The 12,283-nt window shown below is 70.6% G+C and carries 11 protein-coding genes; 6 read left to right on the top strand and 5 right to left on the bottom strand.

The features are described 5' to 3' along the window. Window positions 1-60 precede the first annotated feature (60 nt). Window positions 61-450, top strand: a complete 390-nt coding sequence (locus ACFYTQ_RS00880; protein ID WP_030513055.1) for a DUF2237 family protein — start codon at window positions 61-63, stop codon at window positions 448-450. 15 nt (window positions 451-465) lie between these two features. Here the strand turns inward: ACFYTQ_RS00880 and ACFYTQ_RS00875 are convergent, their stop codons facing one another. Continuing rightward, window positions 466-1,227, bottom strand: a complete 762-nt coding sequence (locus tag ACFYTQ_RS00875) for a TetR/AcrR family transcriptional regulator (RefSeq protein ID WP_387355925.1) — start codon at window positions 1,225-1,227, stop codon at window positions 466-468. A 105-nt stretch (window positions 1,228-1,332) separates the two neighbouring features. Here ACFYTQ_RS00875 and ACFYTQ_RS00870 point away from each other — a divergent pair, with 105 nt between their 5' ends. The 3 genes from ACFYTQ_RS00870 to ACFYTQ_RS00860 all read left to right on the top strand — a co-directional run bounded on the left by ACFYTQ_RS00870 (window position 1,333) and on the right by ACFYTQ_RS00860 (window position 4,096). Beyond that, window positions 1,333-2,229, top strand: a complete 897-nt coding sequence (locus ACFYTQ_RS00870) for an NmrA family NAD(P)-binding protein (RefSeq protein WP_387355923.1) — start codon at window positions 1,333-1,335, stop codon at window positions 2,227-2,229. Between the two features lie 72 nt (window positions 2,230-2,301). Next, window positions 2,302-3,132: an SAM-dependent methyltransferase gene (locus ACFYTQ_RS00865; RefSeq protein ID WP_387355921.1), complete on the top strand. Its 831-nt coding sequence runs from the start codon at window positions 2,302-2,304 to the stop codon at window positions 3,130-3,132. Between the two features lie 61 nt (window positions 3,133-3,193). Next, on the top strand, window positions 3,194-4,096 hold the full coding sequence (locus ACFYTQ_RS00860) for a glycoside hydrolase family 43 protein (RefSeq protein WP_387355919.1): 903 nt from the start codon (window positions 3,194-3,196) through the stop codon (window positions 4,094-4,096). 4 nt (window positions 4,097-4,100) lie between these two features. Here the strand turns inward: ACFYTQ_RS00860 and smc are convergent, their stop codons facing one another. From smc to ACFYTQ_RS00845, 3 genes are all read right to left on the bottom strand, one after another. Then, window positions 4,101-7,721, bottom strand: a complete 3,621-nt coding sequence (smc, locus tag ACFYTQ_RS00855; protein WP_387355917.1) for a chromosome segregation protein SMC — start codon at window positions 7,719-7,721, stop codon at window positions 4,101-4,103. Between the two features lie 76 nt (window positions 7,722-7,797). Beyond that, window positions 7,798-8,226 (bottom strand): hypothetical protein, encoded by a 429-nt coding sequence (locus ACFYTQ_RS00850; RefSeq protein ID WP_387355915.1) that lies wholly within the window; start codon window positions 8,224-8,226, stop codon window positions 7,798-7,800. 60 nt (window positions 8,227-8,286) lie between these two features. Next, the gene (locus ACFYTQ_RS00845; protein ID WP_387355913.1) at window positions 8,287-8,787 is read right to left on the bottom strand and encodes a DUF1707 domain-containing protein; all 501 of its coding nucleotides are present in this window, start codon (window positions 8,785-8,787) and stop codon (window positions 8,287-8,289) included. A 112-nt stretch (window positions 8,788-8,899) separates the two neighbouring features. On the opposite strand from ACFYTQ_RS00845, the gene ACFYTQ_RS00840 reads away from it, so the two are divergent. Then, window positions 8,900-10,132 carry an acyl-CoA dehydrogenase family protein gene (locus tag ACFYTQ_RS00840; protein WP_387355911.1) on the top strand — a complete coding sequence of 411 codons (1,233 nt, stop codon included), beginning with the start codon at window positions 8,900-8,902 and terminating at the stop codon, window positions 10,130-10,132. A 1-nt stretch (window position 10,133) separates the two neighbouring features. Further along, window positions 10,134-11,252 carry an acyl-CoA dehydrogenase family protein gene (locus ACFYTQ_RS00835; RefSeq protein ID WP_387355909.1) on the top strand — a complete coding sequence of 373 codons (1,119 nt, stop codon included), beginning with the start codon at window positions 10,134-10,136 and terminating at the stop codon, window positions 11,250-11,252. Between the two features lie 145 nt (window positions 11,253-11,397). Here ACFYTQ_RS00835 and thpD read toward each other — a convergent pair whose 3' ends face one another. Next, the gene (gene thpD / locus ACFYTQ_RS00830; RefSeq protein WP_387355907.1) at window positions 11,398-12,279 is read right to left on the bottom strand and encodes an ectoine hydroxylase; all 882 of its coding nucleotides are present in this window, start codon (window positions 12,277-12,279) and stop codon (window positions 11,398-11,400) included. Between the last annotated feature and the right edge of the window lie 4 nt (window positions 12,280-12,283).

The following is a 12,283-nucleotide window of genomic DNA, read 5'->3' as shown; positions in this document are numbered from 1 at the left end:
GCGTACACCACGGGCCGGAAGGCGCGGCGAATCCAACACAGAGACAATAGGATCGGCGGAGTGACCGATCGAAATGTGCTCGGGGGACCGCTGGAGGAGTGTGGCACCGATCCTCTCACCGGCTTCTACAGGGACGGATGTTGCAGCACCGGCCCCGAAGACCTGGGCAGCCACACGGTGTGCACAGTGGTGACCCAGGAGTTCCTGGAGCATCAGAAGTCGATCGGCAACGATCTGCTCACCCCGCGGCCGGAGAACAACTTCCCCGGCCTGCAACCGGGTGACCGGTGGTGTGTGGTGGCGGTGCGCTGGCTGCACGCGCACGAGGACGGCGTGGCCGCACCCGTCGTGCTCGCGGCGACGCACGAGAACGCGCTCGAGGTGGTCCCGATGGAGACCCTGCGCAAGTACGCCGTCGACGTCCCCGACGACGTCAGCGATCTGCTCTGAGTTCTCCGGGACGGCCTAGCTCGCCGCGGCGCGCTCCCGGTGCGCCTTCTGCCGACACGCCGCCGAGCAGTAGCGCGCCGGTCGGCCGGTCCGCGAATGCCGAAGGGCCGCACCGCAAACCGCGCAGTCGGTACTCGATGTGACGTAACCCGAATGGGTTTCGTTACGCGGTTCCCCGGAATCCGCGGGTTTCGTCACGCCCCCGTCGACGCGCATCGCCGCCAGCAGCATCGCGGCGGGCCGGGTCAGCGTCCGCCCGCTCCGCGAAGCCCGTTGCATGGCAACACAACCCGCGATGAGCACCTCCACATCGGTCACGGTCAGATCGGCGCGCACGTCCCCGTGCCGCTGCGCCTCCGCGAGCAGTTCGCCCAGCGCGCGCCGGAACCGCTCCCCCGCGCGGGGCAGCAGGGCGCGCGGCCAGCCGTCGTCGGCGCCGAGCAGATCGCATACCGCCTTGTGCTCCCGCGCCCGCGTCACCACCAGCACGCACAGCTCGATCAGGGCCGCGCCGGGATCCGCCGTGCCCCGTCGCCGCAGCGCCAGCGCGGCCAGGCCGTCGATCCGTTGCTGCACAACGGCTTCCAGCAGGTCGGCCTTGGCGGGGAAATGCCGGTGCACGGTGCCCGCGCCGACGCCCGCGCGCCGGGCGATCTCGGCCAGCGACACCTCGGTCCCGCGCTCGGCGAACGCCTGTTGGGCGGCGCGCAGGATCAGGGCGCGATTGCGGCGGGCGTCGGCGCGGGGGTGCGGATCCGGCGCGGTGGTGAGGCTCATTTCGTTACGGAAATCCTTGTGCGGCTGGCGGTCCCGGGCGCGGCGCTCGTACGGTCGCGATACGGGTCGAGTAACCCGGATTCTACCCAAAGGAGTCGACACACCATGTCCGAACAGCATCCCGTCCTCGTCGTCGGCGCCACCGGCCGACAGGGTGGCGCCACGGCACGCCACCTGCTCGCCGCGGGCCGCCCCGTCCGGGCGCTCGTGCGCGATCCCGCCGCTCCCGCCGCGCGCGAACTGGCCGCGGCCGGAGCCGAACTGGTGACCGGCGACCTCGACCGGCCCGAGACCCTCGGCCCCGCGGCGGCCGGGGTGCGGGCGGTCTTCGCGGTCACCCCCAATCCCGTGGGCCCCGCCACCGATCGCGAGTCCGAGGAGTCGCGCGGTCTGGCCGTGCTCGAGGCCGCGCGGCGGGCCGGGGCCGACCAGATCGTGTTCACGAGCATCGCCTCGTTCGCCGAGACCACCGACGAACCCGTCGCCGTGGGCAAGCGGGTCATCGAGGAGGCGGTGATCGCCAGCGGCCTGCGGTACACGCTGCTGCGACCGGTGCGCTTCATGGAGAACTACCTCGCCCGCGACACCCCCATCGACGGCATCGTCGACGGCGTGCACCGGCACGTCTTCGACCCCGAGGGCCCGATGCAGGTGATCGCTGTCGACGACATCGGCGCCATCGCCGCCGCGGCCCTCACCGATCCCGACCGCTTCCACGGGCGGGTCCTGGAACTGGCCGGAGACGAACTCACCCCGGTCGCCGCCGCGGCGGCCATCGCCGCGGCCACCGGCCACCCGGTCCGCTACCACCAGCTCACCGACGACGAACTGGGCCCGCTCGGCCCGCTCATCGCCTCGGTGCTCGCCTTGGTGCGCGGCGGCGCCCGCTGGCACGCCGACATCCCGGCGCTGCGCGCGATCCACCCGGGCCTGCGGACCTTCGACGCCTGGCTCGCGGAAACCGGTGCGGCGCAATTGAAGTCGCTGCTTGCGCGACGCTGACCCACGCTGCCGGTATGGTGGGTCTGCCGCATCGACGGCCCGTGTACGACAACGACCGCGAAGTGGGGACCGATGCCCGAGAACTCCGATTCGTCCCCGCTGTTACCGGACTGGGCCAGCGACGACATCGACCCCACCGTACCGAGCATCGCGCGCATCTACGATTACGCGCTGGGCGGCTCGCACAATTTCAGCGTCGACCGTGAGGTGGCCGAGAGCAGCCGCAAGAAGTGGCCGCACAGCCTGCGCGCGGCCTGGACCAATCGGGCGTTTTTGCGCCGGGCGGTCACCTTCTGCGCCGAACAGGGCGTGACGCAGTTCCTCGACATCGGTTCGGGCATCCCGACCGCGGGCAATGTGCACGAGATCCTCGCCGATCTCGATATCGACGCGCATGTGGTCTACACCGACATCGATCCGGTGGCGGTCGCCATGAGCCGCCGCATCCTCACCGATGTCCCGTGGGCGACCGCGATCCGCGCCGACGCCCGCGATCTGGACGCCCTGGTGTCGGATCCGGAGGTGCGCGCGCAATTGGACTTCGGCAAACCGGTGGCGGTGCTGCTCGTCGCGCTGCTGCACTACATCCCGGACAGCGCGGACCCGCGGCGGATGCTGGCCGATCTGCGGGACCGGCTCGCCCCGGGCAGCATGCTGGTGATCTCGCACATGTGCAGCGACGACTGGCCGCCGCAGGAGTTGGCCGACACCGTCGAGGTCAGCAGGCGGACGCCGACGCCGCTGATCCTGCGCTCGCGGGCCGAGATCGAGCCGATGTTCGACGGATTCGAGCTGGCCGAACCCGGTCTGGTCCGGGTGCCGCTGTGGCGGCCCGAACCCGAGGACGACACCATGGTCTCCTACTTCGACACCGTCGGCGCGGTCGGCGTGAAAAAGGGCTGACCCCCGTACCCGATCGGAGTGTCGGCAAACCTTCGGCGTCCGCGCGTCCCATAATTCGCGCATGACGCTGTCCCGGAGATCGATGCTGGCGTTGGCGGCGGGCCTGCCGCTGGGGATGACGATCGCCGGTCGCGCCGCGGCGACGGGGGTGCCGATGCGGTACACGATGACCGCGTTCACCAACGACAGCGAAACCGATATGTACGTCTACGAATCCACGGACGCGACCAATTTCACGCTGTTGCGCGCGGCGGCCTACCGCCCGCCCACCGGACTGTGCCGCGACCCCAGCCTCTTCCGCGGCTTCGACGGCGCGTACTACCTCACCTACACCACCGGCTGGGACGGCGACACCATCGGCTTCGCCCGCAGCACCGACCGGGTGAACTGGACCTTCCTCTACGAACTGCTCGTCCCGGTCCCCGACGTCGGACACACCTGGGCCCCGGAGTGGTTCGTGGACCGCCGCGGCCGGATCGGCGTGGTGGTCTCGCTCAACACCGGCCCGAACTTCCGGCCGTACCTGATGACCGCCCTGCATCCGGCGCTGCGCTCGTGGAGCCCGCTGACCCCGCTGCCCGGCTTCGACCCCGCGCCGGACACGCTCGGCTACATCGACACCACGATCGTGGCCGCCGACGGGCGCTACCACGCCTTCACCAAGAACGAGTCCACCAAGCTCGTGGAACTGGCCGTGGCCGAATCCCCCACGGGCCCATACCGATTCGTCGAGACCGGCGACTGGGCCGGGTGGGGCGGGCCGTGCGAGGGGCAGTGCGTGATCCAGCTGCCCGACGGCCGGTGGCGAATCTTCCTGGACCACTACGACCTGGACGAACCCGAACGCGGCACCTACCTCTACAGCGACAGCTTCGACACCTTCCGCACCTGGACCGAACCGGCCGAGCTGCCCGGCATCTCGGGCACCGTCCGCCATTTCACCGTCCTGCCGGAACGGCTGTAGCCCCCTAGGTCGGCGCGCCCACCAGGTTCTCCCCGCGCAGCCGCTGCGAGATGACCTGGGTGATGCCGTCGCCGCGCATGCTCACCCCGTACAGCGCGTCGGCGATCTCCATGGTCGGCTTCTGGTGGGTGATCACGATCAGCTGCGACTTCTCCCGCAACTGTTCGAACAGTCCGATGAGCCGCCGCAGATTGGTGTCGTCCAGCGCCGCCTCGACCTCGTCCATGACGTAGAACGGGGACGGGCGGGCCCGGAAGATGGCCACCAGCAAGGCGACCGCGGTCAGCGACTTCTCCCCGCCCGACAGCAGCGACAGCCGCTTGACCTTCTTGCCGGGCGGCCGCGCCTCGACCTCGACGCCGGTGGCGAGCAGATCGCCCGGCTCGGTCAGCAGCAGCCGCCCCTCGCCGCCGGGGAACAGCTTGCCGAACACCTCGACGAATTCGCGCGACACGTCCTCGTACGCCTCGGCGAACACCTGGAGAATGCGCGCGTCCACCTCGGCGACCACGTCCAGCAGATCCTGTCGGGCCTTCTTGACGTCCTCGAGCTGGGTGGACAGGAACGTGTAGCGCTCCTCGAGGGCCGCGAACTCCTCCAGCGCGAGGGGATTCACCTTGCCGAGCGTGGTGAGGTCCTTCTCGGCCTGTTTGGCGCGGCGTTCCTGGACGGCCCGGTTGTAGGGCATGGGCTGCGGTTCGCTGACCGCCTCGCCGCGCTCGCGAGCCTGCTCGTACTCCTGCATCTCCCGCGCCGACGGCGGCATCGGGACGTCGGGGCCGTATTCGGCGATCAGGTCGTCGAGCGCGATGCCGAACTGTTCGGCGATGTTCTGCTCGAGCTGTTCGATGCGCAGCGCGGCCTCGGCGCGGGCCACCTCGTCGCGGTGCACGGCGTCGGTCAGCTGGGTGAGCTGGGCGCCCAGCGCGCGCACCCGTTCCTTGGTCTGCTCGACCTGGGCCGCGCATTCGGTGCGGCGGCGCACCAGATCGTCGCGGCGGGCGGCGGCCCGGCCGACGACCGTCTGGAGTTCGGCGGCGACGCGCTCGGCCGAATCCGCCACCACCGCGGCCACGTCCGCGGCCTTGCGGCGGGCGGCCTGGGCGCGTTCGGCGCGGGCGCGGGACTCGCGTTCGGCGCGGGCGGCGCGGCGCAGCGAATCCGCCTTGCCGCGAACCGATTCCGCGCGTTCCTCGGCGGTGCGGACCGCCAGCCGCGCCTCGACCTCCAGGGACCGGGCCTCGGCGAGCGCGGCCGCGGCCTCCTCGCGGGCCTGGCCCGCGGTCTCGGTTCCGGCGTCGGAGTCCGAATCCAGCAGGGACTGTTCGGATTCGGCGTGGCGCAGCCGCTCCTCGAGGTCGGCGAGCTTCGCGAGATTCTCGTCGCGCGCGGATTCGGCGTCGGCGCGCTGGGTGAGCAGCCGGTCGCATTCCTGTCGCGCCTTGCGCGCGGTCTCGCCCAGCCGTCCCAGCCGGTCGTAGATCGCGACCATCGCCTGATCGGATTCGTGCAGGGCGAGCAGCGCCTGGTCGGCGGCCTGCTTGCGGTCGTTCTGCTCGGCCAGCGCCCCCGACAGCGCCGCCTCGACCTCCTCGGCCTGCCGCTGCCACGAGGCCAGATCCGCGGTGGCGGCGTCGATATCGGCCTGGATCTCGAGTTGACTGGGCGCGCGGTCGGAGCCGCCGAGCAGCCAGCCGGTTCCGGTGAGATCGCCCTCGCGGGTGACGATCCGCAGCTTCGGTTGCGCGGCAAGCACATTCGCCGCCACCGTCAGATCGTCGGCGACGACGGTGCCCGCGGTCATGGCGTCGATCGCCGCGCGCAGATTCGCCGGACAGTCGACGACCTCCGCCAGCGGGCGCGCGCCGGGCGGAAGCGCCGCTCCCCCCGCGACACCGGGCGCACCGGGCGCGGCGGCGCCGCCGAAGACGAGGGCGACCCGGCCGCCATCGGCCTCCTTCAACGCGCGCAACGCCGCCTGTGCCGACGAATCCGATTCGGCCGCAACGGCATCGGCGAGCGGCCCGAGGGCCGCGGCCACGGCGGCCTCGTAGCCCGGGTGCACGCGCAGCATTCCCGACAGCGGGCCGAGCAGCCCCGCCCCATGGTTCTCCAGCAGCCACGCGCCGCCGTCCTTGCGGGACAGGCCCATGGTCAGCGCCTCGATGCGGGCGGTGAGCGAGGCGACCTTCTTCCCCGCCTCGCGGTCCCGCTCGCGCAGTTCGGTGACGCGCCGATCGGCGAGTTCCAGGGCCTGGGCGGCGTGTTCGTAAGCGGTGTCGAGGCTTTCCTCGCCCGCGTCGAGTTCGCCCAATTCGGTTTGGGCGGACTCGAATTCGGCCTCCGCCTCGGCGCCGCGGCGGCGCGCCTCGGTCAGCGCGGTGGACAGCCGGGTGATCTCGGTGTCGGCGGACTGGGCGCGGTGGCGCAGGTTGTCGACCTGCCCCGAGAGCCGGACCAGGCCCTCGCGGCGGTCGGCGATGGCCCGCACCGCGGCGAGATGGGCCTGTTCGGCGGCCTTGGCGGCCTGTTCGCGCTCGTGCAGCTGATCGCGCGCGGCCTCCAGGGTCTCGGTGGCGATCTCGACCGCCTCGAGCAGTTCGGCCTCCTCGGCCTCCACCCGCGCGGCCTCGGCCTCGAGCTGTTCGGGGTCGCGGCCGCCGCCGGTGGTCTGTTCCATGGCGAGGTTGCGGGCGCGGTCGCGGGCGATGCGGATGGTCGCGTTGACCCGTTCCACCAGGGCCGAGAGCTGGAACCAGGTCTGCGCGGCGGCCTCGGCGCTGGGCGTCAGCCGGGACAGCTGGAATTCCTGTTGCGCCAGTGCGGCATTCGCGGCGTCGAGTTCGGCCTGGACATTGATCTGCTGCTCGCGCGCGAACGCCTCCTTGCTCTGCTGGCTCTCCAGTTCGCGGCGGCGGCCCACCAGATCGTCGGCGGCCAAACGCAATCGGGCGTCGCGCAGATCGGCCTGCACGGTCGCGGCGCGGCGGGCCACCTCGGCCTGCCGGCCCAGCGGTTTGAGCTGGCGGCGCAGTTCGGTGGTGAGGTCGGTGAGGCGAGCCAGATTGGCCTGCATGGCCTCCAGCTTGCGGACCGCCTTCTCCTTGCGCTTGCGGTGTTTGAGCACACCGGCCGCCTCCTCGATGAAGGCGCGGCGGTCCTCGGGACGCGATTCCAGAATGGCCGACAGCTGGCCCTGGCCGACGATGACGTGCATCTCGCGGCCGATGCCGGAGTCGGACAACAACTCCTGCACATCCATCAATCGGCAGGTGTTGCCGTTGATCTCGTACTCCCCCGCGCCGTCGCGGAACATGCGGCGGGTGATGGAGACCTCGGCGTAGTCGATGGGCAGCGCGCCGTCGGAGTTGTCGATGGTGAGCGTGACCTCGGCGCGGCCCAGCGGCGCGCGGCCCGCGGTCCCGGCGAAGATGACGTCCTGCATCTTCCCGCCGCGCAACGCCTTCGCGCCCTGTTCACCCATCACCCAGGTGAGCGCGTCGACGACGTTCGACTTGCCCGAGCCGTTGGGGCCCACCACACAGGTGATGCCCGGCTCGAAGCGCAGCGTCGTCGCGGACGCGAAGGATTTGAATCCCTTCAGCGTCAGACTCTTCAGGTGCACAGTCGGCCAGGCTACCTCGTCGGGGGCCGTTGCCCCGAGTATGCCGGGCGATCGTGTTCGCCCGGCAGGTCGGCGGTCAGGAGACGGTGACCGTCAGGGTGTAGTCGGCCGCGTACCCGTCGGCGGAGGTGATCCGCACCTGGTAGTCGGTGCCGTCGGTGACGAAGTCGGCGACCGGGGCCTCGGTGGCGATCATCGGGCCGATGAGCGGGGCGACCGAGACGCGGGCGTTGTTGTTCGGCGAGGCGACCTCGAGGTGGATGGTCAGGCCCGGCCCGGCGGCGATGGCGTAGCCCTCGGACTTGCCCTGCGCGACGCTGCCGGTGTACTGGCTCTGGCCGGGGCCGAGTTCCAAGCGGTGGTTGAAGTTCGGCACGGAGGGGATGCCCGGCGCCTGGGCGCTGGCGACCCCGCCCGCCACGGCGAACGTCGCCGCGGCGACCACGGCGAGAAGCACCGCGGGCACGGCACGCAGCAACGAACGAAACACTCGAGATGCGGTCATGGGGCCTTATTGTTCCGCACACCCCACCCGAGATCGCAAGCGGCTATGACAATTTGGTTGTCACCGTGCCCGAATTGGGTGTGCCGCACCGGGAATTCCCGACCGGCGGTCGGCTTTCCGCCCCGCCTCCCACCCGGTGAGCACCCGGAAGGCGAGCACCGCGCCCCACGGCCCGATGACCCAGATGGGCCAGAAGTACACCATTTCGCCCACCCCGAGGCTCACCGCCGCCCAGATCAGCAGGTTCAGCACGCCCGCGCCCAGCCACGCGCCCCCCTCGATGCGCTGCCAGATGGGCACGCGCGGGGTCGCCGCGGACCGGGTCCGCACGGGGGCCGCGGGCAGATCGGCCACGACCGCGCGCAGGTCCTCGGCGGTGCGCGCGGCGTAGACCAGGGCGGACCGCTCCTCGTACTCCCTCAGATCGATCCGCCCCTCACCCACGGCCCGCACCAACAGTTCGGTCACCTGCTGCCGCTCGGCGTCGGAGACCCGGATTCCGGTCGAGATGTCCATGATCGCGTCCTGTCGATGTTCCAAAGTGGAATGTCGTATCAGCATGAGCCCTCCACAGTGGAATGTCAAGCGCGGAGCCGCTAAGTTAACGACCATTTGCAATCCCCAGCGGGAGAATGAGAAGGTAGAGCTCCAATAATCCCGCAAGGAGTTGTCCGTGGATCTGGACTGGTCGCCCACCGATCTGGCGTTTCGCGATGAGGTGAGGCATTTTCTGGAGGAGAACCTGACCCCGGAGTTGCGTCGTGCCGGTCGGCTCGCCACGAGCGTGTATCCGGATCACGAGGCCAGCATGCGGTGGCAGCGGATCCTGCACGCCCGCGGCTGGGCCGCGCCCGCCTGGCCGGTGGAGTGGGGCGGCTGCGACTGGAGTCCGGCCCAGCACTACATCTTCGATCGGGAGTCGATGGTCGCGGGCGCCCCGGCGCTGTCGCCGATGGGCATCAAGATGGTCGCGCACGCCATCATCGCCTTCGGCACCGACGAGCAGAAGAACTTCTTCCTGCCGCGCATCCTCACCGGCGAGGTGTTCTTCTGCCAGGGCTACTCCGAGCCCGAGGCGGGATCGGATCTGGCGTCGCTGGCGATGGCCGCGGTGTCCGACGGCGACGATCTGGTCTGCACCGGCAGCAAGATCTGGACCACCCACGCCACCGAGGCGAACTGGATCTTCTGCCTGGTCCGCACCTCGAAGCTGGAACGCAAGCAGCAGGGCATCACGTTCCTGCTCATCCCGATGGACGCGCCCGGCATCCAGATCCGGCCGCTGGTCATGAGTTCCGGTGAGCAGGTGCAGAATCAGGTCTTCTTCGACGAGGTCCGGGTGCCCAAGGCCAATGTGCTGGGCCGGATCGACGAGGGCTGGACGGTCGCGAAGTATCTGCTGAACTTCGAACGCGGCGGCACCGCGCTCAGCCCCATGTTGCAGGTGATGGCGGAGGCGCTGGCCGAGCAGGCGGGCCGACAGCCCGGCCCGAACGGCGGTGCGCTGCTGGACGATCCGTCGTTCTCGACCAAACTGGCCGATGTCCGCATCCGCGCGGACGTGCTGGAGATCCTCGAGTACCGCACGATGTCGGCGATCTCGCAGGGCAGGAATCCGGGACCGGCGGCGTCCACACTGAAGATCCTCGGCACCGAATTGAGCCAGCAACTCACCGAACTCGCGCTCGAGGCGGCGGGTCCGCGCGGGCGCGCCTATCAGCCGCACGCCGCCATGCCCGGCGGCCCGGTCGCCGACTACGTGCCGCCCGCGGACGGCTACCTCGGCGGCGAGGACTGGCAGGCGGTCGCGCCGCTGCGCTACTTCAACGATCGCGCGGGCTCGATCTACGCCGGCAGCAACGAGATTCAGCGCAACATCATCGCCAAGGCAACCCTGGGACTGTGACATGGACTTCGAACTCACCGCCGAACAACAGCTGCTCCGCGACACCGTCACCGAGTTCCTGGCGGCCCGCTACGACCTGGAGAAGAGCCGCGCGGCGGCCCGCACGGGCGCGGGCTGGCAGCCGGAGATCTGGCGCGCCTTCGCCGACGAGGTCGGCATCCTCGGCGCGAGCCTGCCCGAGAGCGTCGGCGGCTTCGACGGCGGCCCGGTGGAGACGATGATCATCGCCGAGGCACTGGGCCGCGCGCTGGTCGTGGAACCGTACGTGGACACCGTCGTGGTGGGCGCGGGCCTGCTGCGGCGCGCGGGCGGCGACCGCGCGCGAAAGCTGTTGCGCGGCATCGCCTCCGGCGAGGTGATCACGGCTCTGGCCGCGCTGGAGGCGGATTCGGGCCACGACCTCACCCGGGTCGCGACCACCGCTCGGCGCGACGGGGATTCGTGGGTGCTCGACGGCGCGAAGATCGTGGTGACGACCGCCCCGCTGGCCACCCAGCTGCTGGTCACCGCCCGCACCGAGGCGGGTCTGTCGCTGTTCGTGGTGAACAGCGGCACCGCGGGCATCACCCAGCACCCGTACCGCACCATCGACGAGCGCCGCGCCGCCGACCTCGTTCTCGAGGGCGTGCGCGTGCCCGCCGACGCGCTGCTGGGCGCGGACGGCGGAGCCGAGGAGTCCCTGGCCGCGGCCGCCGACGAGGCGATCGCCGCGATCTGCGCCGAGGCCGTCGGGGCCATGCGCCGGGTGCTCGCGGACACGGTCGAATACACCAAGCAGCGTCAGCAGTTCGGCGTCCCGATCGCCGCGTTCCAGGCATTGCAGCACCGCATGGTCGACATGCTCCTGGAACTCGAACAGGCCGTCGCCGCAACGTATCTGGTGACCCTGAAGCTCAACGCCGACCCGGCGGTGCGGGCCCGCGCCGCGGCCGCCGCCAAGGCCACCGTCGGCCGGGCCGCCCGCCGCATCGGCCAGGAGTCGGTCCAATTGCACGGCGCCATGGGCATGACCGAGGAACTGGCCATCGGCCACTACTTCAAACGCCTCACCGCCATCCAGAACGAATGGGGCAGCACCTCGGCCCACATCGCGCGCTACGCGGCCCTCACCCGGCCCTGAAAACCCTGAAGCGCCGCCCACTTCCGGCACAGTGGGCGGCGCTTCGCGCGGAGCTCAGCCCACCCGCTTCCCAGTCAGCGGGCGGCGCTTCGCCCGAACCTCATCGCATCACCTTTCCATCAGTGGGCGGCGCTTCATGCGCACCTCAGCGCACGGGCGTGAAATCCCGCGCGGCGATGTAGGTCGGTCGCGGCGCGGGGGCGGCGAACGGATCCTGGAGGGTGTTCTCGACGCTGTTGAACACGAGGAAGATGTTCGAGCGCGGGAACGGGGTGATGTTGTTGGCCGAGCCGTGCATGACGTTCGAGTCGAACAGCAACGCCGAGCCGCGCGCGCCGGTGAACTGGGCGATGCCGTGGCGGTCGGCCAGTTCGGTGATGTGCGCGTGCGAGGGAACGCCGATCTGCTGCTCCCGCAACGATTCCCGGTAGTGGTCGGCCGGGGTCTCGCCCTGGCACGGCACGTAGGTGCGGTGCGAACCGGGCATGACCATGAGGCTGCCGTTGAACGGGTAGTTGTCGGTCAGCGCGATCGACAGGCTCACCGCCCGGGGCGCGGGCATCCCGTCCTCGGCGTGCCAGGTCTCGAAGTCGGAGTGCCAGTAGAAACCGGTCCCCTCGAAGCCGGGCATGTAGTTCACCCGGCTCTGATGGATGTAGACCTCCGAGCCCAGCACCTGACGGGCCAGCCCGAGCACCCGCTCGTCGCGGACCAACTCGGCCACCGCCGCGCTGATCCGGTGCACCTCGAAGATCGACCGCACCCGATTCGACCGCTTCTCGACGATCACCCGCTCGTCCAGCCGCAGTTCGGGATCGTTCGCCAGGCGATCGATCTCGGCGGAGAATCCGGCGACCTCCTCCGGGCTCAACAGCGCGTCGATGATCGAGTACCCGTCGGCGTCGAAGTCCGCCAGCGCGGGCGACTCGATCCGCCCCCACACGGTGGGATCGGTGCGCTCGGCCAGCGGCGCGGGCCCCGCCGTGCGGGTCGGGTAACGGTCGATTCGACTCTCGGCCAACGTCATCGAA

The sequence above is a fragment of the Nocardia sp. NPDC004068 genome, from assembly GCF_042874315.1.
Lineage (GTDB): Bacteria > Actinomycetota > Actinomycetes > Mycobacteriales > Mycobacteriaceae > Nocardia.
Note: the sequence above shows the minus strand (reverse complement) of the source record. Positions and strands in the feature narration are given on the sequence as shown.

Coding starts and splice junctions, on each gene's coding strand:
- thpD (WP_387355907.1), bottom strand. CDS start 12,279: ATGACGTTGGCCGAGAGTCGAATCGACCGTTACCCGACCCGCACGGCG.
- ACFYTQ_RS00875 (WP_387355925.1), bottom strand. CDS start 1,227: ATGAGCCTCACCACCGCGCCGGATCCGCACCCCCGCGCCGACGCCCGC.
- ACFYTQ_RS00865 (WP_387355921.1), top strand. CDS start 2,302: ATGCCCGAGAACTCCGATTCGTCCCCGCTGTTACCGGACTGGGCCAGC.
- ACFYTQ_RS00835 (WP_387355909.1), top strand. CDS start 10,134: ATGGACTTCGAACTCACCGCCGAACAACAGCTGCTCCGCGACACCGTC.
- ACFYTQ_RS00860 (WP_387355919.1), top strand. CDS start 3,194: ATGACGCTGTCCCGGAGATCGATGCTGGCGTTGGCGGCGGGCCTGCCG.
- ACFYTQ_RS00845 (WP_387355913.1), bottom strand. CDS start 8,787: ATGCTGATACGACATTCCACTTTGGAACATCGACAGGACGCGATCATG.
- ACFYTQ_RS00850 (WP_387355915.1), bottom strand. CDS start 8,226: ATGACCGCATCTCGAGTGTTTCGTTCGTTGCTGCGTGCCGTGCCCGCG.
- ACFYTQ_RS00870 (WP_387355923.1), top strand. CDS start 1,333: ATGTCCGAACAGCATCCCGTCCTCGTCGTCGGCGCCACCGGCCGACAG.